This is a genomic window from Geodermatophilus sp. SYSU D00742 (assembly GCF_054049935.1).
Map to the genome: position 1 here is coordinate 16440 of NZ_JBJGYJ010000041.1, position 22173 is coordinate 38612.

Below are 22173 nucleotides of genomic sequence, written 5' to 3' on the forward strand. Positions count from 1 at the left end.
ACCCGCCCACCATGGCGACGTCGCACGCCCCTGCCCGCGCGCTGCCCCGCATCCTGGTCGGCCTGGTCGCCGCCGGCGGGCTGACGCTCACCAGCCTCCCCGCCGCCTCCGCCTCCCCCGAGGACCCGGCCACCTCGCAGGAGGCCGCCGCACTCGTCGCGGCGAGGGCCCACGACCTGGAGGTCGTCACCGAGCAGTTCAACGAGGCGCGCGAGCGCCTGCGGGCCAGCCAGGACGCCGCGACCGCGGCCGGCGAGGAGCTGGCCGCCGCGGAGGCCGCGCTCGGTACCGCCCGCGAGCGGGTGCGCGCGGTGGCCCGCGGCGCCTTCACCGGGGACCGGCTCGGCACGCTGTCGGCCGTGCTCACCAGCGACTCCCCCGACGAGGTGCTCGACCGCGTCGGCACGCTGCAGACCATCGCCGACCACAACAACGGCGTCCTGGGCGGGGCCACGCAGGCCGCCGGTGACGCCGAGGCGGCCCGCACCGCCGCCGAGCAGGCGGCCGCCGACGCGCAGGCCCTGGTCGACCAGGTGGCGGCGCGGCAGGCCGACCTGGACCGGCAGGTCGCGCAGTTCCAGGCCGAGTACGACCGGCTGGTCGCCGAGGAGGAGCGCGCGGCGCGGGAGGCCGCCGAGCGCCGGGCGGCCGAGGAGGCGGCCGCTGCTGCCGCTGCGGCCGCGGCCGCCGCTGAGGCAGCGCCGGCACCGGCGCCCGCCGCGCCACCGGCCCCGGCGGCCGGGGCCGGCGCGCGGTCGGCCGCCGCTCCCGCGCCGGCCCCGGCGCCGACCGGCGCCGGCGGCAGCGCGGCCGCCCGGACCGCCGTCGACATGGCGCTGGCCCAGCGCGGCGACCCCTACGTCTGGGCCGCGGCGGGGCCGAACTCCTTCGACTGCTCGGGGCTGGTGCAGTACGCCTACGCCGCGGCGGGCATCAGCCTCCCGCACTCCAGCCGGATGCAGTCGGCGATGGGCACCCCGGTCTCCCGGTCGGCGCTGCAGCCCGGTGACCTGGTGTTCTTCTACAGCCCGGTCAGCCACGTCGGCATCTACGTCGGCAACGGGCAGATGGTGCACGCCTCCACCTACGGCCAGCCGGTGAAGGTCGCGTCGATCGACTCGATGGGCGGCTACAACAGCGCCCGCCGCATCGCCGGCTGACCCGCCCGTGGGGCGGAGACGGCCGTCCCCGCCCCACGGGGCTGTGCGTCAGTGGCCGCGGAAGGCCTCCTCGAGCCACCACGACGGCTCGTCCGCGGCCACCTTCGCGTCGATGAACAGCGGCGCCGTCCGCGGGCCGGCCACCCACTCGGCGACCGCGGCGAGGTCCTCCGCACCCCGCACGGTGACCCCCACGAAGCCGTGGCCGCGGGCGATCGCGGCCAGGTCGGTGTCGGGGAACCGCACGGTGTCCAGCGGCGCCCCCTCCGGCCCGAAGTGGTGCACCTCGGCGCCGTAGGCGGCGTCGTCGTAGACCACGACGACCATCGGCAGGCCCAGCCGGACCACCGTCTCCAGCTCCGACGCCCCCATGAGCGCGCCGCCGTCGCCCAGCGCGGCCACCGGCAGCCGGTCCGGCCGCGCCACGGCGGCCCCGATCGCCGAGGCCAGCCCCAGCCCCACGGACTGGAAGGCCTGGGTGAAGCAGAAGCCGTCCTCGTCGGGGACGTCGAGGAACATGCTCGGGTAGCCCATGAAGTTCCCCGAGTCGACGGCGACGACCCGCTCGGCCGGCAGCAGGTCGTCGAGCGCGATGGTCAGCGTGCGGGGGTCGATGCGGCCGGCGCCGCCGAGCGGGGTGAACGGCACGTCCCGCCACCGCACCCGCTCGGCGATCGACCGGCGCACGTCCGCGGTCCGGTAGCCGACGGCGGTCCCGTCCCCGAGCAGGGCGGCCGCCGCCTCCGCCGTCCGCCGGACGTCGCCGACCACGCCGAAGGTGAGGTCGCGGTGGACGCCCAGAGCCGTCGGGTCGTCGTCGACCTGGACGACGACGGCGTGGCGGCCGATGAGCCGGCCGTGCCGCATCGTCCACATGTTCAGCGCACACCCCCAGCCGACCACGAGGTCGGCGCCGGTGATCAGCTCCGCGGCCAGCGGTGAGGCGAAACCGCCGGAGACGTCCAGCGACCAGGGGTCCCCGGCGAACAGGCCCTTGGCCACCGCCGAGGTGGCCAGCAGGGCGCCGCAGCGCTCGGCCAGCGCCGCCAGCGCCGCGCGGGAGGCGGGACCGCGGGCGCCGCGGCCGGCCACGAACACCGGCCGCCGCGCGTGCCGCAGCGCGTGCGCCAGCCGCTCCACGTGCTCGGGCGTGACCACCGGCTCCGGTGGCGACGGCACCGGCGGCGGACCGGGTGGCACCGGGAGCTGCTGCACCTGCACGTCCAGCGGGAGGTTCAGCAGCACCGTGCGCCGGCCGTGGACGGCGGTGCCGACGGCGGCGGCCACCTGGTCCAGCGCGTCGCCGACGGAGGTCACCCGCATCGGCACCGCGCCGACGGCAGCGGCCAGCGCGGCCTGGTCGACGGCGAAGTTCGACGTCGGCGAGGACGCCTCCGCGGCCAGGACCAGCAGCGGCGTGCGGCTCTTGGCCGCCTCGGCGATGCCGGTCATCGCGTTGGTCAGCCCGCAGCCCTGGTGCACGCTCAGCGCCGACGGCCGGCCGGTCATCCGGGCGTGGGCGTCGGCCATCGTCGCCGCGCCGCCCTCGTGGCGGGCGGCGACGAACCGCGCGCCCGCGGCCACCATGGCGTTGGTGAGGGCGAAGTTGCCCGAGCCGACGACGCCGAAGACCGCGTCGACACCGCAGCCGACCAGGGCGGCCCCGACGGCCTCGGCGACGGTGGTGCTGCGGCTCATCCGCGCCCGTCCTGTCCGCGGTCGACGAGGGCCAGCACCCGCGCCGGCGAGCCGGAGCCGGAGACGATCGGCAGGGGGGCCGGCACCAGCACCGCCCCGGTGGGCGGCAGCTGCGCGAGGTTCTGCAGCTGGGTCAGGCCGTACTTCCCGCTGCCCATGAGCGCCGCATGGCACGGGAACGGCGGGTCGAAGGAGTGCGCCGCCCCGGCGTCGGTGCCGACGGTCTCCACGCCCAGGCCGACGACCGGCGCCTCCTCGGCCAGCCAGCGGGCGCAGTCCGGCGAGATGCCCGGGGTGTGCGGGCCGGCGTCGTCGGCGTTGAGGAACTCCTCCTGCGAGCCGCTGCGGACGTCCCAGCCGGTGCGGTAGAGCAGCCACCCGCCGTCGGGCAACGGCCCGTGCTCGGCCTCCCAGGCGCGCACGTGCTCGACCTCGAGGAGGAAGTCGGGGTCGGCGGCGGCCTGCGCGGAGAAGTCCAGGACGGCGGCCGGGGCGATCAGCCGCTGCGGGGGCACCGAGGCGACGTCCTCGCCGTCCCGCCCGGTCACCCAGTGGTTCGGCGCGTCGAAGTGGGTGCCGGTGTGCTCGCCGGTGCGGAAGTTGTTCCAGTACCAGGCCGGACCGCGGTCGTCGTACCGGCTGAGCTCCTCGAGCTCGAAGCGCGCGGTCTGGGCGAACGGCTCGGGCAGCTGGATGACCGGCGTCTGCGCCGACAGCGGGGCGGTGAGGTCCACGACCTCGATGCGGCCACCGGTCAGAGCGGCGGCGAAACCGGACAGGGCGGACATGGGCGTCCCTTCGACGGCGGAACTCGGGGCCGCCCGAGCATGCCGTATCCCGTGGTCAGGGGGCCGGCGCGGCTCCGCCGTCCTGGGGGTGGCAGCGCACGGCGACGATCGCGACGTCGTCGTCGGGGCGGCCGCCGACGATGCGGCCGAGCAGCGCGTCGCACAGCTCGTCGACCGGCACGCAGCCGATGGACCCGACCGCCGCGAGCAGCCGTTCGGTCCCCTCGTCGATGCCGCTGCGGCCCTGCTCCACGAGGCCGTCGGTGTAGAAGACCAGGGTGTCCCCGGCGGCGAGCTCGGCGACGGAGTCGGTCCGTGAGTGGGCGGACTCCGTCCCCAGCAGGGTCTCCGGCCGGGAGGTCAGCGCCTCGACCCGCCCGTCGGCGTGCAGGAGGAGCGGGGGCAGGTGCCCGGCCGAGGACCAGCGCACCCGGCGCCGGCCGGTGCCCGCCTCGGCCGCGGTCTGCTCGATGCGGGCGATGAGGACGGTGGCCAGCGTGCCGATGTGCAGCCCGGACAGGACCGCGTCGACCCGCGTGAGGATCCGCGCCGGCTCCTCCTGCCGGTCGTACGCGATGCCGCGCACGATGCTGCGCACCTGACCCATCGCGGCCGCGGCATCGACGTTGTGGCCGACGACGTCGCCGATGACGAGCAGGGTGTCGCCGTCGGGCTGCTGGAAGGCGTCGTACCAGTCGCCGCCGACGTGGAGGGTGCTCGACGCCGGCTGGTACCGGACGGCGATCTCCAGCTGGTCCGGCTGCGGTGGCGGGGTCAGCATGCTGCGCTGCAGGGTCTCGGCGACCTTGAGCTGCCGCCCGTAGAGCCGGGCGTTGTCGATCGCCAGGGACGCCCGCCGGGCGACCTCCACCGCCGTCGCGATCTCCATCTCCCCGTGCGGCGACCGGCCCGAGCCGTTGACCAGCCCCAGGGCGCCGAAGGTCTCCGACCGGGCGCGCAACGGCACGATCGTGATCGACCCGGCGTCCAGCCGCGCCCAGGCCTGCCGCACCTCGTCGCTGCCCAGGGCCGGTTCCACGAGCACCGGGTCGATCCGCGGCAGGTGGATGGGCTCGCCGGTGAGCAGCGCGGCGGTCAGCGGGTCGTTGTCGTCACCCGGGACCCGGACCCGGCCCCGCATGTAGGCGTCCAGGTCCGCCAGCCGCGCCGGGTCGCGGTGCGCCCAGCTCTCCTCGGGGGGCTGGCCGTCGTCCCCCACGACCGTCACCACGGCCCAGTCGGCCAGCCGGGGGACGACGAGGTCGACGAGCTTGCCGAGCGACTCCCCGGCGTCCAGCGTGCTGATCATCGCCTCGCTGACCTCGGCCAGGAAGCGGAGCCGGTCGTCCTCGGCCGAGTCGCCGGCCCCGTCCCCCCGGTCGTCGGACCCTGACCCCTCCGGCAGCGGGCCGGTGCGCTCCCGCAGGTAGACGTGCAACTGGTCGCCGACCCGGTGCGCGGTGGCGTCGAGCCAGCGTCCGGCGGGGGCGTAGAAGCCCCACCAGGTCACCCGCTCGCCGACGCTGCGGGCGTGCAGCAGGAAGCTGTGGAAGATCGTCCCGGCGAGCTCGGGCAGGGCGATCCAGATGTTGCGGTCGACGAGGTCCTCCCGCCGGCGGCCCAGCAGGTCGGCGGTCGCCTCGTCGACCGTGACGAGGGTCCAGTCGGCGTCGAAGACCGCGACCGCCCGACGCGGGGTCCCGCGGCCGGGGTCGCCGGCGGCGCGCACGGACCGCCCACGCGCTTCGTCCACCACGTCCCCACCACCTCGGCCCGGGTGGCTCCACCCGCTGCATGACGTCGGCACAGTACGCCAGCGACGCCTGCGGCCCGGGGCGCGCCGCCGTGTGCCCCGGACCCCGGGTTCAGCTCAGCCGTTCCGCCAGGCGGACGGTCACCGTGTCACCGGCCTGCTTGCCGATGGTGCGCCGGACGTCGGCTCGCACCGGCAGTTTCTGCCGGCCGTCGCCCAGGGCCAGGAACGAGGTGCGGAAGGGCCGGCCGTCGATGGTGCCGCGGACCCTGACCAGGCCGCGGGCGCCGGAGAACTCGGCCGACCACGGCATCACCACGTAGGTCCAGCCACCCGCCGCGGGACTGCGGAGGAGCTCGGCGGTGAACTCCGTGTCCAGCGGGCCGGGCCCCGTCGACCGTGTCACGGTCATGGTCGCGCTCCTCTCGTCGGCCTCTCCCCTCCGACCGCCCGGCCGGCCAGGAGTCATCGGTGGGCCGTCCGGCCGGGCCACGGTCCATCGGGAAGGATGTCGAGGTGCACGTGGAGACGCTGTTGCTGCTGGTCCTGGGCGCCGTCGCGGTGATCGTCGCGGTGCGCTGGGTGGCCGACCGCAGCGGCCTGCCCGCCGCGGCACTGCTGACGCTGACCGGCATCGCCTACGCGTACCTGCCCGGGCCCAACATCGAGCTCGACCCCGAGCTCGTGCTCACCCTGGTGCTGCCGCCCCTGCTCTACAGCGCCGCCCTGGACAGCTCGCTGACCGAGATCCGCCGCAACCTGCGGACCGTGGTCAGCCTCTCGGTGCTCCTCGTGACGGCGACCGCGCTGGTCGTCGGGATCGGCTTCGAGCTGTTCGTCGCCGGCGCGACGCTGGCGGCCGGGATCGCGCTGGGCGCGGCGGTCGCCCCGCCCGACCCGGTGGCGGCCCTGGCCGTCGGCCGCAGGGTCGGGCTGCCACCGCGGCTGGTCACGCTCATCCAGGGCGAGGGGCTGCTCAACGACGCCACCGCGCTGACCATCCTGTCCGTCGCGGTCGCCGCCGCGCAGGGCGACGGCTTCTCCACCCCGGCGGCCGTCGGGCAGTTCGTCGTCGTCGCGGCGGGGGGCGTGGCCGTCGGTGTCTTCATCGCCTACGCCGTCCGGCCGCTGCGCCGGCTGCGCCGCGACCCGCTGTCGTCGAACGCGATCTCCCTGGCCACCCCCTTCGTGGCCTACCTGCTGGCCGAGACGGTGCACGTCTCCGGGGTCCTGGCCGTGGTCGTCGCGGGCCTGGTCATCGGCCACAACTTCCCCGTCTGGGCGACCGGCGCGACCCGGTTGCAGACCGACGCCGTCTGGCGGCTGGTCGACTTCCTCCTCGAGGGCGTCGTCTTCCTGCTCATCGGTCAGCAGCTGCCCGCCGTCATCAGGGGGCTGGGCCAGTACACGACCGGCACGATCGTGACCGCCTCGCTGGTCACCGTCGGCGTCGTCCTCCTGCTGCGGCCCCTGTGGCTGTGGCTCACCGAGCACCTGCCGCAGTCGCTGCACACCCGGCTGGGCGGCGAGGACCTCGCGGGGGACGACGGCGACCCGCGGACCACCCTGACGCGGCTGTCGGGCCGGGAGATCGTCGTCCTGAGCTGGGCCGGCACCCGCGGCGTGATCAGCCTCGCGGCGATCTTCACGCTGCCCCTCACCACCGAGACCGGCGCGCCGTTCCCCGACCGCAACCTGCTGCTGTTCTGCGCCTTCCTCGCCGTGCTGGTCACCCTGGTCGGGCAGGGCCTCACCTTCGCGCCGCTGGTCCGCGCGCTCGGGCTGCGGGCGGACGAGGCCGACCGGGCGCGGCTGCGCAACCAGGCGCGGGCGGCGTCGGTGGAGGCGGGGTTGCGGCGGCTGGACGAGCTGGCCGCCGAGCAGCACGACCACGTCGACGACGACGCGATCGAGACGATCCGGGCGCAGCTGCAGGCGCGCCTGGACCGTTACCGGCGGCGGCTGGACATGCTGCAGGGCGTCGAGGGCGGCGAGGTGCCGATGTCACCGGAGTACGAGGCGGCGCTGCGGGTGCGCAAGGCGGTGCTCACCGCCCAGCGCGAGGAGCTGCTGCACTGGCGCGACGTCGGCCGGCTGCCCGACGAGGGCCTGCGCCGGCTGGAGCGGGAGCTCGACCACGAGGAGGGCCGCCTGCCCACCCGCCGCTGAGGGGCGGAGACGGCCGTCCCTGCCCCCAGTGCATCAGGCGAAGGGGCGCAGGCCCTCGACCAGCGGCGTGCTGGGGCGCCCGGCGAGCTTGGCGAGGTCACCGCTGGTGGCGGCCAGCGCGCCCTCGCGGATGCCCCCCTCGAGCGCGACGACGAACCCCGCGGTCCCCTCGTCGAGGCCGGCGGCCAGCAGCGCCGCGCGGTGCTCCTCCGGCGAGCGCCGCTCGTAGCGGACCTCGCGGCCGAGCAGCTCGCCGATCGCGGCGGCGAGCTCGTCGAAGGTCCACGCGGTGTCACCGGAGAGCTCGTACACCGCCCCCTCGTGGCCGTCGGTGGTCAGGGCGCCGGCGATGGCGGCGGCGTAGTCGGCCCGGGTGGCGCTGGCGACCCGGCCGTCGCCGACGCTGGCCGCCACGACGCCGGTCTCCCGCGCCTGCTGCAGCTGCGGCACGTAGTTCTCGGTGTACCAGCCGTTGCGCAGCAGCGTGGCCGGCAGGCCGCTCTCGTGGACCATCTGCTCGGTGGCCCGGTGGTCCGGGGCGAGCAGCAACGGGGTGTCGTCGGCGCCGAGGATGCTCGTGTAGGCGATGCGGGCGACCCCCGCCCGCACCGCGGCGTCGACCACGGCCCGGTGCTGGGCCACCCGCGCGCCGGGCCGGCTGCCCGAGACCAGCAGGACGGTGTCGCCCGCGGAGAGGGCGGCGTCCAGGGTCGCCGGGTCGTCGTAGTCCAGGCGCACGCCGCGCACGCCGCGCTCGCCGAGGTCGGCGATCCGCTCCAGCGCCCGCCCGCCGGCGACGACGTCCCCGGGGGCGACGCCCCGGGCCAGCAGCTCCTCCACGACCAGCCGGCCGAGCTGGCCGGTGGCTCCGGTGACGACGATCGACATGCGGGGTCCTCCGATGCGGGTGGGTGGCGCGGCAGCGCCATTGCACGTCGCCGAACCCGGTGGCCGGCAGCCCTGTTCCCGCCGGGCGGGAGATCACCCGACCGGCAGCCCCGCCAGCCCCGCCGCCAGGCCGAGGAGCGCGCAGACCCCGAGCGTGCGCAGCACCGACCACCGCAGCCGGAACAGCAGCAGCGCCGCGACGGCCGCGATGACCAGCGGCACCGGGCGCAGCGTGGCGAGGTCGGGCAGCTCGAGGTGCAGGGGCCCGCGGTCGACGTCCAGCGTCCGGGAGAACAGCGTGTGGACGGCGAAGTAGAGGCCCAGGTTGGCGATGACGCCGACGACCGCGGCGGTGATCCCGGTCAGCGCCGCCGACAGGGACCGGTTGCCGCGCAGCCGCTCCATGTACGGGGCGCCGAGCAGCACGAACAGGAAGCTGGGCACGAACGTCACCCAGGTGACCAGGAGCGAGGCGAGGACCGCGGCGACCCACGGGTCGAGGCCGCCACCGGCCCGGTACGCGCCGAGGAAGGCGACGAACTGCACCACCATGATCAGCGGGCCGGGGGTCGTCTCGGCCAGCGCCAGCCCGCGCACCATCTCCCGCGGCCCCAGCCAGCCGTACACCTCCACCGCCTGCTGGGCCACGTACGCCAGCACCGCGTAGGCGCCGCCGAAGGTGACCACCGCCGCGCCGGAGAAGAACAGCCCCTGCTGGGTGAAGACGCTGTCGGCCCCGGTGAGCAGCGCGACCGCGGCCACCGGCACGCCCCACACCACCAGCCCGGCGAGCAGCACCCGCAGGGTCCGGCGCCCGGACGGCGGCTCGGTGTGCAGGACGTCGTCGGAGATCACCGGCGGCGGGCCGTCGTCCGCCGCCTCGGCGCCGGCCTTCCGCGGCAGCGCCGACGGCCGCCACCGGCCCAGCGCCCACCCGGCGACGCCGGCGAGGGCGACGACCACCGGGAACGGGACGCCGAACAGCGCGAGGGCGAGGAACGCGGCGACCGCGATGCCGACCAGCGCGCGGCTGTTCGCGGCGCGCCTGGCCACCCGGACCACCGCCTGGGCCACGATCGCCAGCACCGCGGGGGCCAGCCCGGCGAACAGGGCGGTGACGGCGACGGTCGACCCGAAGGCGACGTACACGGCGGAGAGGACCAGCAGCGCGACCACCCCGGGCAGCACGAACAGCCCGCCGGCGACCAGCCCCCCGCGGGTGCCGTGCAGCAGCCACCCGACGTAGGTGGCCAGCTGCTGCGCCTCCGGGCCGGGCAGGAGCATGCAGTAGTTCATGGCGTGCAGGAACCGGCGCTGCCCGATCCAGCGCCGCTCGTCCACGAGCATCCGCTGCATGACCGCGATCTGGCCGGCGGGGCCGCCGAAGGTCTGCAGCGAGACGAGGAACCAGGCCCGCACCGCGGTCCCGAAGGGGACGACGTCCTGCTGCGCCGGCGCGGCGGTGTCTTCGCGGTCCATGTCGTCCTCGGGGGTCAGGCCGGCTCGCGGCCGAGCAGCAGGCGGCGGCGGTGGTACTCGTAGAGGCCGTCGAACACCGGCCCGGACACCGCGAGGGTCTGCTCGTCGGTACCGGTCATGGACAGCCCGCGCAGGACGACGTCCAGGCCCGGCGCCTCGGGGGCGTCGAAGCGCCCGTCGTCGAGGTCGGCCTCGTGCACCGCCTCGGCGATCCGCCAGAGCACGGGGTCGGTGAGGTCGTACCGGCGCAGGATCGTCTCGAAACTGCAGTCGCCGCCGGAGTGGCCGAGCTCGACGCCGCGCATGTCGAACGGGGTGGCGTCGGCGGGCACCTCGGCGGGGTCGGCGACGAAGAGGAACCGCGCCTCCGGGTCGAGGAACCGGCGGATCAACCAGGCGCAGGCGGCGCGGTCGATGTGCACCCCGGCGCGGGTGGCCCACCTCACGGGACGGCCTCCGTCGCCCCGGCGGCGGCCAGCGCGCGCAACGCCCCGGCCGCCTCCTCGCGCTCGGGCGGCGGGAAGAAGTCCCGCCGTCCCACCGCACGGAACTCCGCCCGCAGCCGGCGCAGCGCGCGGACCCGGTCGGCCGGGCCGTCGCCCGCGGCCGCGCGACACCCCTCCGCCAGCGCCCGGTACTCCTCGGCGCGGGCCGCGGCCATCCGGGTGGCCAGCTCGCGCTCCTGGGCGGAGGTCGCCGGCCGCGCGAGCCAGATCCCCGCCGCCCCACCGGCCGCCAGGACGTCGTCGGCCAGCCACTCCAGCTGTTCGCGGGTGCGGGCGTCGGCGGGCAGGGCGACCAGCCCGTCGGACAGCTGTGCCACGCCCAGCCGCCTCAGCCGGCGCCACAGCGTCGTGCGGGGGCCGGACGGCTCCCGCGGCAGGCGGTAGGACAGCAGCACCCACTCGCCGGTCGACACCGCGGGAGGCTGCATGTGGTGATGCAACCATGGTTGCATCACCGGTGTCCAGAGTCGCGGCGCCGCCCCGCCGGGCGGACGCGCGGTCGGTCCGTCGGGGCCCCGGCGTCGACCGACGTCAGGCGGCGCCGGCGGCCAGCACGGGGACCACGGACCCGTCCGCCGCACCGGTCAGGCTCCGCCAGAGGTCGCGGGCGAGGGCGTCGTTCTGCCGGAAGAAGGGTGCGTTGGTGTGCGGGCGGGCGAACGCCGCGACCTGGGCGCCGGCCGTCCAGTAGCCGACCGCGCGGACCGTCGGGTGCGGCGTCCCGGCCGCGGTGACCAGCCGGAGGTCGGCGTCGACGTCCAGCCGCCCGGTGCCGCGGACGCCGGCCGCGACGCCCGGGTCGGCCAGCACCCGCTCCCGGGCCTCGCCGCGGTGCAGCAGCCCGGTCACCACCGGGTCGGGGGTGGCGGTGACGTCGGGCATCGGCACCCGGGCCTCCACCAGGGCCCGGGCCTCGGTGACGCCGGGGCAGCTGGCCGAGCGGGCGCGGAAGACCCCGGCGTCCCCGTCGAGCACCACCTCGACGCCGGCGCCGAGGAAGCGCAGCACCCCCGCCTCGGAGAGCGCGAGCAGCTCCTCCAGCCGCGGGCCGGGCGGCCCGCTGGCCAGGTAGCTGAACAGGTTCATCCACCAGCCGGAGAGCTCCTCGGCCTCCGCCCGCGCCGTCAGCCGGCGCGCCGTCGCCAGCGCGGCGATCGTGCCGTGGCACTGCAGCAGCGCCGTGAAGACGGCGGCGTCGGTGCTGAACCGCGGGTCGGCGGACCGGTCGAGGTCGGCCCGCACGTGCCGGCGCACCGCGTCCTGCAGCGCCTCGGGGTCGGGGAACCGCCGGCCGGCCAGCGGACGGTCCAGCGCGGCGAGGTCGAACCGGTCGGCCGGGTCGGGCACCGCCCGGGCGACCAGCGCCCGCTCGGCGCGGTCGGTCGTCGCCGCGGTGAAGGCGTCGGCGAACTCCGGCCACGGCATGGCGGTGCGCTCGGGGAAGGCCCGGAACAGCTCGGTGTAGTGCGCCCAGGCGAGCTCCCGCTCGATCAACGGCGCGAGGTCGGCGCGCAGGTCCACCCGCCGGGACGGGCCGAACGCCTCCTCGATCGCGGCGAGGGTGAAGAAGCGCAGCGGTACGGGCGGGCCACTCCAGGTGTAGCCGAGCTTGGACCGGTAGGGGACGCCGCGGCGCGAGCCCACGTGCAGGACGGGCTCGCGACCGGAGGGCCGGTAGCGCAGCCGGCCGTCGTCCTCGCGGACGAACCGCCCGCCGCGCCCGCTGGTCAGCAGCACGACGAGGTCGACGAACGCCAGGCCCGCCCCCCGCACCAGGACGTCCTCCCCCGGCGCGAGCGCGGAGAGGTCCAGGTCGGCGGTGTAGCCGGTGGGCACGTAGGTGAGGCCGTGGTGCGCCGCGACCTCCGCGGTGGCCCGCTCGGCCGCCGTCGGCCGCGCGTCCAGGTGCCCCTGGGCCAGCACCACGGCGTCGGCGTGCAGCTCGGTGCCGTCGGCCAGCCGCACCCGGGTGCCGGCGGGGGTGTCGACCACGTCGACCACCCGGGTGGCGTGCAGGTGGACGTCGACCTCCGGCGCGGCGGCGGCCACCACCGCGTCCAGGACCCAGCCCAGGTAGGCGTTGACCAGTGGCCGGGAGGGGAAGGACGCCGGGCCCAGCCGGCGCGCCTCCCGCCCGATCGGGTCCTCGGCCGGGCGGGAGCGGGCGACGTCGCACGCCCACTGCCACAGCGTGGTGCCCTCCCCCACGGGGCCGTCGACCACGACGGACGGATCGGGCAGCACGGTCACGTCGCCGACGAGCGAGTTGGCCCACAACAGGTCCGGCTGCGCGGCGCGCCAGACCCGGCCGCCGCCCGGCGGGAACGGGTCGACGAGGTGGACGTGCAGCCGCCGGCCGCCGGAGAGCTCCGGCGCGGAGGCGACCAGGCGCTCGAGGACGCCGATCGCGGTGGGGCCGGCGCCGACCACGACGAGCGAGGCGGCGCGGAGGGGGTCGAGGCGGGACATGCGGGGACGCTCCAGTGCCAGAGGGAGGGGGAGGAGGGCTCACGCCTCCGGACACAGGGCGCTGCAGGTGCGGAGCAGGTCGACGTGCCGACGCCGTGCCAGCTCCGATCGGGTCACGTCCCCTCCTCCGTCCGACGCGGCGTGTCCGTAACGTCTACCAAACCGATCGGGATTGACGGATATGGCATCCGGTGCCTGTCGTCCCGGCCAGGTCCTGGGTGCCAGCACCAAGCCCCGGCTCGCTGGCCGGCAACCCTCCGCTGCGACGGGGTGCCCCGGGTGACGACCTGGCCGACGCATCCCGCGCCGGCAAGTCCGCAGCCCTCCCGGGCTCTGCACGAGGAGCACGCCCCCGTGAGCACCGCCAGCACGCCGAGCGTGCGCGACCTCTCGGCCGACCTGGTCGGCCGGCCGGCGGTCGACCTGCTCCGTACCGACAGCGCGCTCTGTCGCCGAGGCATTCCCTCCCCTGACCGGCTCCGGCCGGCCCCGCGGTCCCGCCCGCTCCTGCGACCTCCCTCAAGGGCAACGGCCTGGTCGCGGCGTTCGAGGCGGCGCTGCGGCACGTGTTCGAGGACGGCACCTACGCGCGGACCCTCCAGCGCTGGGGCCTGTCCGACGAGGCGGTCGACGAGCCCGTCGTCAACCCGGCCGTCGGCTCCTGAGCGTGGGTCCGGGGGCGGGCCGCGCGCGGTCGGTCCCCGGACCCTGGTCCGGGCGACAGCGCCGTGCGGGTGTTCCTCGCGCTCTGCGGGTGGTGCGGCACCCGCAGAGCGCGAGGAACGCCCCCGACGGGGCCGGACGACCGCCGGCCGCACGGCGTCACCCGCGCGGCCGGCACCGGTCCAGGAACGCCAGGATCGCGGCGTTCACCAGCCCCGGCTGGTCCTCGTGCACCAGGTGCGACGCGCCCGGCACCTGGAGCTGCTCGACCTCGGGCAGCAGCGACGCCAGCCACCGGCTCAGTGCCCGCACGACACGGGGGCTCCGGGCGCCGGTGATCAGCAGGGTGGGCACCCGGACGGCGCGCAGGTCGGTCCCGGACAGCGGCGGGAAGCCCGCCCGCAGGGCCGGCTGCAGCGTCGTCGCGTTCTCCCGCATCTGCTGCCGGCGCTCCTCGGTCAGCGCCCGGAACGCCGCGGCGCCGAGCACGCCGCGCGCGAACAGCTGCCAGGCCCGCTCGGGGTCGCCCCGCCGGGCGGCCCACGCCATCGGCGCGAAGGTGCGCACGCCGAACGCCAGGACCCCGAGGGTGGCGCCCGGGTGCCGCAGCAGGCTGCGCGCGAGCACCCCGGCGTGCGGGCGCGTGCCCGGGCCGAGCACGAGGGGCAGCAGCGGCGGCTCCTCGAGGACCAGGCTGCGGACGGCGTCCGGGTGCTCGATCGCGGTGAGCAGGCAGATGAACGCACCCCACGAGTTGCCGACCAGGTGGGCCGGCGTCGCGCCGAGCTCCCGGAGGAGGGCGACCAGGTCGTCGACGTGCACGGGCATCGGGTCGGCCGCGCCCGGCGGGACGTCGGCGCCCGGCCGGGCGAACCGCCGGCTGTAGGCGATCACCCGGTGGCGCGCGGCCAGCGGCTCGAGCTGGGCCGCCCACGTCCGCAGGTCGCTGATCCCGCCGTGCACGAGGACGACCGGCTCACCCGACCCGAGCTCCCGGTAGGCCAGCCGCGCGCCGTCGACCACCACGCGGGCCACCCCGGCGGAGCCCGGGCCGTCGTCGGTCGCCGCCATCACGCGCCCCCTCGTCCCCGGTCGCGCCGGACACCCTCCTCGTGGCAGCGCGCCGCCGCAACGGCCGTGACCGCGCTCAGCGGGTGCCTCAGCGCGGCGTGGCCAGCCCGAGGTGGTCGCGGAGCGTCGTCCCGGTGTAGTCGGTGCGGAAGACGCCCCGCTCCTGCAGCAGCGGGACGACGGTGTCGACGAACGGGTCCAGGCCGCCCGGGGTGATGTGCGGGACGAGGATGAAGCCGTCGCCGGCGTCGGACTGCACCAGGTCGTCGATCGTCGCCGCCACCGTGGCCGGGCTGCCGATGAACGTCTGCCGGCTCTGCACCTCGATCATCAGCTCCCGGATGGAGTAACCCTTCTCCGCGGCCAGCGCGCGCCACTGCCGGGCGGTGGCCAGCGGGTCCCGGTACATGCGCACCTGCGCCCGGCCCTGGGCGACGTGGCCCTCCCCCACCACCGGGTCGACCTCGGGCAGCGGTCCGTCGGGGTCGTAGGCGGACAGGTCCCGGTTCCACACGTGCTCGAGGAACCGGATCGCCGTCTGCCCGGACACCTGCTGGCGCCGCACCTCGTGCGCCAGCTCCGCGGCCTCGGCGTCGGTGTCCCCGATGACGAAGGTCGCCGCGGGGAGGATCAGCAGCGAGTCGCGCGAGCGGCCGTACCGTGCCAGGCGTCCCTTGACGTCGGCGTAGAACGCCTGCCCGGCCTCCTTGGTGCTGTGCCGGCTGAAGATGGCGTCCGCGCCGGCGGCGGCGAACTCCCGGCCCTCCTCGGAGTCACCGGCCTGGAAGACCACCGGGTGCCCCTGCGGGCTGCGGGGGACGTCGAACCGGCCGGCGATGTCGAAGTGCGCGTCGGTGTGCGCGAACCGGCCGGCCTGCCGGTCGCGGAGGAAGACCCCGCTGTCCTTGTCCGCGGCGATCTCGTCGCCGCGCCAGGAGCCGGTCAGCTCCAGCACGGTCGCCAGGAACGTCCGGGCCCGCTCGTAGCGCTGGTCCTGCGGCAGGAACCCGCCGCGCCGGAAGTTCTCGCCGGTGAAGGCGTCCCAGGAGGTGACGACGTTCCAGGCCGCGCGCCCGCCGGAGAGGTGGTCGAGGCTGGCGAACTGGCGGGCCACCTCGTAGGGCTCGTTGAACGTCGAGTTGATCGTGCCGGTCAGGCCGAGGCGGTCGGTGACGGCGGCGAGGGCGGCCAGCACGGTGAAGGTGTCGGGGCGGCCGACGACGTCGAGGTCGTAGATCTGGCCGTTCTGCTCCCGCAGCCGCAGCCCCTCGGCGAGGAACAGGAAGTCGAACTTCCCGCGCTCGGCCGCCTGCGCGAACCGGGCGAAGGAGGCGAACTCGATGTGGCTGCCGGCGGCCGGGTCGCTCCACACGGTGGTGTTGTTGACCCCGGGGAAGTGCGCCGCCAGGTGGATCTGCTTGGTCATCCGGTCTCCTCAGACGGCGGCGTAGCGGTTGGCGGGGCGCGGCAGGCCGAGGTGGCCGCGCAGCGTCGTCGCCTCGTACGTGGTGCGGAACAGGCCACGGCGCTGCAGTTCGGGCACCAGACCGCCGGTCACCTGCACCAGGTCGTGCGGCAGGGCCGCCGGGCGCAGCCGGAAGCCGGTGAGCCCGGCCCGGTGCCACTCCGCCAGCAGGTCGGCCAGCTGGGCGGGCGAGCCGGCGAACACCGTCGCGTCGCTGGCGTACTCGTTGCCCGCGACGTCGTCCAGCCGCCGGCGGCGGGCATCCGCCGCCGCGGGGTCGTCGTCGAGGAACACCACGAGGTCGCCGAAGACGTGCACCGTCTCCCCCGACCGTCCCGCCGCGGCCTGGGCGGCGCGGATCTCGGCCACCATCGCGGTGGCGTCGGCGGCGTCCCGAGGTGTCACGAAGCCGACGTCGGCGCTGCGCCCCACCAGCTGGTAGGGGACGGCCTGGTGGGCCAGCGCGGTGACCACCGGCTGGCCCTGCGGCGGCCGGGGCGTGATCGACGGGCCGCGGACGGAGAACCACCGGCCGACGAAGTCGACCGGGTGCAGCTTCGCGCGGTCGATGAACCGGCCGGTCGCGGCGTCGCGGATCTCGGCGTCGTCCTCCCAGCTGTCCCAGAGGCGGCGGACCACCTCCACCCAGTCGGCGGCCTCGTCGAACAGCTCCCGCAGGGCCGCCTGAACGGCCGGGTCGCGCGGGTCCACGCTGCCCAGCGCGGGCAGGGTGCGCCGGCCGAAGTGGGCGGCCTCGGCGGGGCTGCTGCCCACCTTGACCCGGACGCCGGCCCGGCCGGTGCTCACGTAGTCGAGGGTGGCGATCGCCTTGGACAGGTGGAACGGCTCGGTGTGCGTGACCACCGCGGTCGGGACCAGCCCGATCCCCTCGGTGACCGGTGCGACGCGGGCGGCGACCTGCACGGCGTCCAGCCGCCCGCGGACCTGGTCGGTCCGGTCGTCGGGGCCGTACCGGTCGGTCGACTGCAGCGACAGGCCGTCCTCGAGGGTGACGAGGTCCAGCAGGCCCCGCTGCGCCTCCTGGACCAGGTCGACCCAGTAGCCGGCGGTGAACAGCTCCGCCGGCCGGGCGTCGGGCTCCCGCCAGGCGGCGGGGTGCCAGCCGGCGCCGTCCAGGGCGACCGCGAGGTGCAGCCGGGAGGCCGGGCCGCTCACGCCGCACCCCCGGTGCGCTCGGTGGGGGTCCGCTCGCCGGCCTCGACCGCGATCGGCAGCCGGTTCTCCGCCGGCGGCAACGGGCAGGTCGCGAAGTCGGTGTAGGCGCAGGGCAGGTTGGTGGCCCGGTTGAAGTCGAGCACGACCCGCCCGTCGTCGTCCGGCGGGGCCAGCGCCAGCGCCCGGTTGGCGGCGTACGTGGTGACGCCGGAGGTCTCGTCGGTGAAGAGCAGGAGCAGGCTCCCGGGCGCGGAGCCGGGGAAGGCGGTGAGCCGCAGGTCCCGGCCGGTGAGGGCGAACTCGACCACCCCGGGGGCGTCGTAGACGTGCTCGAGGCCGGGGACCGCGGCACCCACGGTGGTGGGCCGGGGCTCGTCGAACGGCACGTACCGACCCTCGGCCACCCACCGCGGGTGTGGCTCGAACGTGGGCGTGCCGGTGTAGCCGACCCGCAGGGGGGAGTCGGGGCGCCGGGGCCGGACGACGTCGTGCCCACCCCGCCGGGCCACCTCGACGACCGCGTCCCCCGCGGTCGCGGTGACCCCACCCCGCTCGGGCAGCACGCCGAACACGTGCTCCCCGCGCAGCGGCACACCGTCGACCGCCAGCTCCTCCCCCTCCTCCAGGCTCACCACGACCCCGCGGGGGCCGGTCGACCAGGCCCCGGGGGCGCCGGGGAGGCGCCGCGGGTCGGCGGTCAGCCAGTGCAGGCCGGTGACGGCGAGGAAGCCGTGCGGATCGGCCCGGACCTCCTCGTGCCGGCGGTGCCAGTCGGCCCAGTCGCGGGCGAACGTGTCGGCGGGGGTGGCGACGGTGGTCATGGTTCTCCTGGTCGGGCGGGGGTCGGACGAGGACGGGACCGGGGGCGGCTGCCGGCGAGCGGCGCCGCCCGGGGGGTGTACCCGGCCCGGAGCACGTCGCTGCGTCTCCCGGTGGCGACGTCGACCACGACACCGCGGGCGCCGTCCTCCGGCGGCAGCGGCAGCGGGCCGGAGGACGGCTCGGCGTCGCGGGTGCCGGCGGCCGGCAGCTCGTCGGTCACGGTCATCGGGGTCTCCTCTACCGGGGGACCGGTGCGGTCCCGGACGACCGGGACCGGAAATCGCCCCGCCCGGTGTCGCCCTTCCAGTCGGCGAAGGACTCGCCGGTCAGGTGCTCGAGCAGCGCGATGTCATCGAGCAGCGGCCCGAGCACCTCGCGCCGGACCTCGACCGGCATCTCCGGGCGCGGCGCCCTCCCGGCGTGCAGCGCGGCGAGCAGCGGCCGGCTCACCTGCCGCCACACCTGCGGCGGCGCGTAGGCCCCGAGCGCCGCCCCGGCCCGCACGACCCGGGCGAGTGCCCGGTACCGCGGGGTGTCGGCGAGGTAGGGCTTGACGTTCTCGGGGGCCACCGTGTGCGCGATCCCCGGCGCCACGCCGAGGAACGTGCTGACCCGGTCCAGCGTCTCGCGCGGGGTGTCGACCAGCTGCCGGTACCGCAGCAGGAACACCCGCTCCCTCGGCACGTGCCGGTACAGGTCCCGCAGCTGCTCGCCGTACCGACCCAGGCCCCGGTAGTGCCAGAACGGCGCCCAGCCGGCGGCGATCCGCTCCGGCTCCCGCCGGACGGCGGCGAGGAAGTCCGGCACCGGCTCCAGCCCGTCGGCCCGCAGGTGCACCCAGTTCGACCAGGCGCGGTCCACGGGGTCCCGCACGACCACGACCACCCTGACGTCCGGCACGTCGCCGGCCAGCCGGGCGTGCGCGGCCCGGTCGTACAGGTAGAACGGCGTGCTCTCGCCGCGGACGGCGTCCTCCGGAGCGGCCGCGAACAGCGCGAGGTACTCCTCCCGCCGCCAGATCCACTCCCGGGCGCTGTGCGCGTCGCCGGGGCCGCGCTGCCCGCTGCGCGGCGGGCGCCGGCCGTCGGTCAGGTAGAACTTCGGTTCCTTGACCGGTGACAGGTACAGGCCCGGGTGCGTGGCCAGGGCGGCGTGCAACGCCGTCGTGCCGGCCTTGGGCGCCCCGGCGATGACGAACTGCGGCAGCCGGCCGCTCATGCGGACTCCTCCCCGGGTCGGTGTGCAGACTGGGCGGCGTCCCCCTCGCTCGAGACCGGAGCCGCCGCGTGCCGCCCAGCCCCGCCCCGACCTCCGTACCCCGCCCGCCGGAGCCCGACCGGTTCTGGGCCGACGCCGAGGTGGTGCTGGCCCCGGAGGACCCCCGGCCCGGGTCGTGGGCCGGCGGGCCGTCGGCCCAGCTGGTCGACGGGACGTGGTGGCTGGCCTACCGGCTGCGGCGACCGGTCGGCGAGGGCCGCGGCTTCGCCAACGTCGTCGCCCGGTCCGACGACGGGGTGCGGTTCACCCCGGTCGTGGCCGTGGGCAAGGACGCGTTCGGAGCCGAGTCGCTGGAGCGCCCGGCGCTGGTGCACACGCCCGGCGGCCGCTGGCGGCTCTACGTCAGCTGCGCGACGCCGGGGACCAGGCACTGGCGGGTCGACCTGCTCGACGCCGGCACGGTCGAGGAGCTGGCGACGGCGACCCCGCGCACCGTGCTGCCGGGCAGCGACGCCGAGGCGGTCAAGGACCCGGTGCTGCGGCACGACGGACACCGGTGGCACCTGTGGGCCAGCGTGCACCCGCTGGACGACCCGGACGCCACCGACCGCATGACCACCGAGCACGCCACCAGCGACGACGGCGTCCACTGGACCTGGCAGGGCACCGCGCTGGCCGGCACGCCCGGCAGCTGGGACGCCCGCGGCGTCCGCGTCGCCGCCGTGGTGCTGGACGGCGAGCGCAGCTGGGCGCTCTACGACGGCCGCGCCACCGCGGCGGAGAACTGGGAGGAGCGCACCGGCCTGGCACGTGCCGACGGGTACGGGCGGTTCCGCGCGGCCCCCGGCGGGCCGCTGCTGCAGAGCCCGCACGCACCCGGCGGCCTGCGCTACGCCGACGCGGTGGCCCTGCCCGGTGGCGGAACCCGCTGGTTCTACGAGGCGACGCGCGCCGACGGCGCCCACGAGCTGCGCACCGTCGTCCTGCCCGGCTGACCCGCTCACCGCCCCACCGGTCCGCAACCGGCGCCGCGGGCGACGGCGCGCAGGTCGGCTCCGGCCAGCCCGGCCAGCGGGCGGGGGTCCTCGGCCGGCTGCCACCGGCCGTCGCGCACCGCGTAGCGCGCCGCCGGCCCGCTGGAGATGAAGGCGGCGAGGCCGGCGAGCAGCCGGTCGACGTCGGCCGCCGTGGTCGCGACGCCGACGCTGGCCCGCAGCGCACCCTCGGGCACGCCCAGCCGATCGAGCAGCGGGTGGGCGCAGAAGCGGCCGTCCCGGACGCCGATGCCGTGCTCGGCCGACAGGACGGCGGCGACCAGGCCGGGGTCGGCGCCCTCGACGGTGAACGACACCACGCCGACGGGGGCGGTCGAGTCCGGCCAGATGCGCAGCCGCCGGACGCCGGGGAGCGCGTCGAGGCCGGCCTCCAGCCGGGCCCGCAGCGCCTGCTCGTGCGTCTCCAGGGCACCGTCGGGCAGCTCTCCCAGTGCGTCGCAGGCCGCCGCCAGCGCCACCGCCCCCAGCACGTTGGGCGACCCGCCCTCGTGGCGGTGCGGCGCCGCGGCCCAGCGCGTCTCCTCCACCGTGACCTCCTGCACCGCGCCGCCGCCGGCGAGGTGGGCGGGTGCGGCGTCGAGCCAGTCGCGGCGGCCCACCAGCGCCCCGGTGCCGTAGGGCGCGTAGAGCTTGTGCCCGGACAGCGCGACGTAGTCGGCGCCGGTCGCGGCCAGGGAGAACCGGCGGTGCGGCACCAGCTGGGCGCCGTCCACGGCGACCCGGGCGCCGGCGGCGTGCGCGAGCTCGACGACGTCGGCCAGCGGCAGCGCCTCGCCGGTCACGTTGGACGCGCCGGTGACCGCCACCAGGCCGGCGGGCCGCGCGGCGAGCTCGGCGGCCAGCTCCCGCAGCGTCGCGGTGACCGTGGACCGCGTGGGGAGCACGGTGGTGTCCCCCCGGCGCTGCCAGGGCAGCAGGTCGGCGTGGTGCTCGCAGTCGAGCACGAGCACCCGCTGCCCCGCGGGGACGCACGCGGCCAGCAGGTTCAGCGCGTCGGTGGTGTTGCGGGCGAGCACGCAGACGTCGTCGGGCCGGGCGCCGACGAAGCGGGCGACGGTGTCGCGCGCGGACTCGTAGAGCGCCGTGGAGACCTGGGAGAGGCAGCCGGCGCCGCGGTGGACGCTGGCGTACAGGGGCAGCGCCTCGGCCACCCGGTCGGCGACCGCGACCAGCGCCGGGGTGCTCGCCGCGGTGTCGAGGTCGGCGTACGGGGCCCGCCCGGAGGGCACCAGCGGGACCTCGGTGCCGGCGCCGACGACCGGCAGCAGCGGCCGCTGCGACGCGGCGGGGACGACGGGGCGGGGCAGGACGGCGGCGGTCACACAGGCCTCCTCGGTTCGGGGACCCGGCGTACGGGGCCCGCGCTTGCGGGCGCCGGTCGGCACCCGCCTGGTCGTCACCCGGGGCACCCCATCGCGGTGGAAGGGTTGCCGGCCAGCGAGCCGGGGCTTGTCGCTGGCGCTCTTGACCTGCCGGGAGCGTGACACGCAGGCCGCATTCCCGTCAAACCCGATCGGGATGGTAGGGATATGTCCGTGCCCGCCCCGTCGACCGCCCCCGCAGCCTCCCCGCGGCTGGTCCGGCGGGTCCACGTCGACCTGGGGCGGGTCTGGTCGGCAACCTGTCGCTGAACGGCACCCTCCCCCGACCCCCTCCCCCGGGGGGGGGGGGGGGGGGCGGGGGGGGCCCCCCCCCGCGGCACCACAGCCGCGCCGCGACCGCGGCCGACGAGCGCCAGCGAGGAGAGCCCGTGAGCGCGGCCGACGAGCGCCAGCGAGGAGACCCCGTGAGCG

The 22173-nt window shown here is 76.8% G+C and carries 19 protein-coding genes and 2 riboswitches; of the genes, 3 read left to right on the plus strand and 16 right to left on the minus strand.

All coding sequences use genetic code 11. The annotated features are described in order from the left end of the window. The first annotated feature begins 11 nt into the window (after positions 1-11). Positions 12-1160 carry a C40 family peptidase gene (locus ACI78V_RS20610; RefSeq protein ID WP_456854142.1) on the plus strand — a complete coding sequence of 383 codons (1149 nt, stop codon included), beginning with the start codon at positions 12-14 and terminating at the stop codon, positions 1158-1160. 48 nt (positions 1161-1208) lie between these two features. Here ACI78V_RS20610 and ACI78V_RS20615 read toward each other — a convergent pair whose 3' ends face one another. The 4 genes from ACI78V_RS20615 to ACI78V_RS20630 all read right to left on the minus strand — a co-directional run bounded on the left by ACI78V_RS20615 (position 1209) and on the right by ACI78V_RS20630 (position 5811). Beyond that, positions 1209-2858, minus strand: a complete 1650-nt coding sequence (locus tag ACI78V_RS20615) for a thiamine pyrophosphate-binding protein (RefSeq protein ID WP_456854144.1) — start codon at positions 2856-2858, stop codon at positions 1209-1211. Next, complete coding sequence (locus ACI78V_RS20620; RefSeq protein ID WP_456854146.1) at positions 2855-3646, minus strand: cyclase family protein; 792 nt, start codon at positions 3644-3646, stop codon at positions 2855-2857. The genes ACI78V_RS20615 and ACI78V_RS20620 overlap by 4 nt, the downstream gene beginning before the upstream one ends. 55 nt (positions 3647-3701) lie before the next feature. Further along, positions 3702-5399 carry a PP2C family protein-serine/threonine phosphatase gene (locus tag ACI78V_RS20625; RefSeq protein WP_456854148.1) on the minus strand — a complete coding sequence of 566 codons (1698 nt, stop codon included), beginning with the start codon at positions 5397-5399 and terminating at the stop codon, positions 3702-3704. A gap of 112 nt (positions 5400-5511) precedes the next feature. Beyond that, positions 5512-5811, minus strand: coding sequence for a DUF1905 domain-containing protein (locus tag ACI78V_RS20630; protein ID WP_456854150.1), 300 nt, complete (start codon positions 5809-5811; stop codon positions 5512-5514). A gap of 104 nt (positions 5812-5915) precedes the next feature. Here ACI78V_RS20630 and ACI78V_RS20635 point away from each other — a divergent pair, with 104 nt between their 5' ends. Then, positions 5916-7568 (plus strand): Na+/H+ antiporter, encoded by a 1653-nt coding sequence (locus tag ACI78V_RS20635; RefSeq protein WP_456854151.1) that lies wholly within the window; start codon positions 5916-5918, stop codon positions 7566-7568. A gap of 33 nt (positions 7569-7601) precedes the next feature. Here ACI78V_RS20635 and ACI78V_RS20640 read toward each other — a convergent pair whose 3' ends face one another. From ACI78V_RS20640 to ACI78V_RS20690, 11 genes are all read right to left on the minus strand, one after another. Then, positions 7602-8456: an SDR family oxidoreductase gene (locus ACI78V_RS20640; RefSeq protein WP_456854153.1), complete on the minus strand. Its 855-nt coding sequence runs from the start codon at positions 8454-8456 to the stop codon at positions 7602-7604. 93 nt (positions 8457-8549) lie between these two features. Next, positions 8550-9935, minus strand: coding sequence for a chromate efflux transporter (chrA, locus tag ACI78V_RS20645; protein ID WP_456854155.1), 1386 nt, complete (start codon positions 9933-9935; stop codon positions 8550-8552). A 14-nt stretch (positions 9936-9949) separates the two neighbouring features. Further along, positions 9950-10381: a chromate resistance protein ChrB domain-containing protein gene (locus tag ACI78V_RS20650; RefSeq protein ID WP_456854157.1), complete on the minus strand. Its 432-nt coding sequence runs from the start codon at positions 10379-10381 to the stop codon at positions 9950-9952. Continuing rightward, positions 10378-10869, minus strand: coding sequence for a Chromate resistance protein ChrB (locus tag ACI78V_RS20655; RefSeq protein WP_456854159.1), 492 nt, complete (start codon positions 10867-10869; stop codon positions 10378-10380). The genes ACI78V_RS20650 and ACI78V_RS20655 overlap by 4 nt, the downstream gene beginning before the upstream one ends. Before the next feature lie 103 nt (positions 10870-10972). Further along, positions 10973-12910: an FAD/NAD(P)-binding protein gene (locus ACI78V_RS20660; RefSeq protein WP_456854160.1), complete on the minus strand. Its 1938-nt coding sequence runs from the start codon at positions 12908-12910 to the stop codon at positions 10973-10975. 210 nt (positions 12911-13120) lie between these two features. After that, positions 13121-13232: riboswitch (SAM riboswitch) on the plus strand. A 500-nt stretch (positions 13233-13732) separates the two neighbouring features. Continuing rightward, entirely contained in the window at positions 13733-14644 is a 912-nt protein-coding gene (locus tag ACI78V_RS20665) for an alpha/beta fold hydrolase (RefSeq protein ID WP_456854161.1), read from the minus strand. A gap of 88 nt (positions 14645-14732) precedes the next feature. Further along, the gene (locus tag ACI78V_RS20670; RefSeq protein WP_456854163.1) at positions 14733-16070 is read right to left on the minus strand and encodes an NtaA/DmoA family FMN-dependent monooxygenase; all 1338 of its coding nucleotides are present in this window, start codon (positions 16068-16070) and stop codon (positions 14733-14735) included. A gap of 9 nt (positions 16071-16079) precedes the next feature. After that, on the minus strand, positions 16080-17285 hold the full coding sequence (locus tag ACI78V_RS20675) for an LLM class flavin-dependent oxidoreductase (RefSeq protein ID WP_456854165.1): 1206 nt from the start codon (positions 17283-17285) through the stop codon (positions 16080-16082). Further along, positions 17282-18106, minus strand: a complete 825-nt coding sequence (locus ACI78V_RS20680) for a DUF1684 domain-containing protein (protein WP_456854167.1) — start codon at positions 18104-18106, stop codon at positions 17282-17284. Before ACI78V_RS20680 ends, ACI78V_RS20675 begins: the two co-directional genes overlap by 4 nt. Next, positions 18103-18333, minus strand: coding sequence for a hypothetical protein (locus ACI78V_RS20685; RefSeq protein WP_456854169.1), 231 nt, complete (start codon positions 18331-18333; stop codon positions 18103-18105). Before ACI78V_RS20685 ends, ACI78V_RS20680 begins: the two co-directional genes overlap by 4 nt. A gap of 11 nt (positions 18334-18344) precedes the next feature. Next, positions 18345-19325, minus strand: coding sequence for a sulfotransferase (locus tag ACI78V_RS20690; RefSeq protein WP_456854170.1), 981 nt, complete (start codon positions 19323-19325; stop codon positions 18345-18347). A 68-nt stretch (positions 19326-19393) separates the two neighbouring features. On the opposite strand from ACI78V_RS20690, the gene ACI78V_RS20695 reads away from it, so the two are divergent. Continuing rightward, positions 19394-20320 carry a hypothetical protein gene (locus ACI78V_RS20695; RefSeq protein WP_456854172.1) on the plus strand — a complete coding sequence of 309 codons (927 nt, stop codon included), beginning with the start codon at positions 19394-19396 and terminating at the stop codon, positions 20318-20320. Positions 20321-20325: 5 nt separating this feature from the next. On the opposite strand, the gene ACI78V_RS20700 is transcribed toward ACI78V_RS20695, so the two are convergent. Continuing rightward, positions 20326-21702, minus strand: coding sequence for an aminotransferase class V-fold PLP-dependent enzyme (locus ACI78V_RS20700; RefSeq protein ID WP_456854174.1), 1377 nt, complete (start codon positions 21700-21702; stop codon positions 20326-20328). A gap of 34 nt (positions 21703-21736) precedes the next feature. Next, a riboswitch (SAM riboswitch) is annotated at positions 21737-21850 on the minus strand. Positions 21851-22173 lie beyond the last annotated feature (323 nt).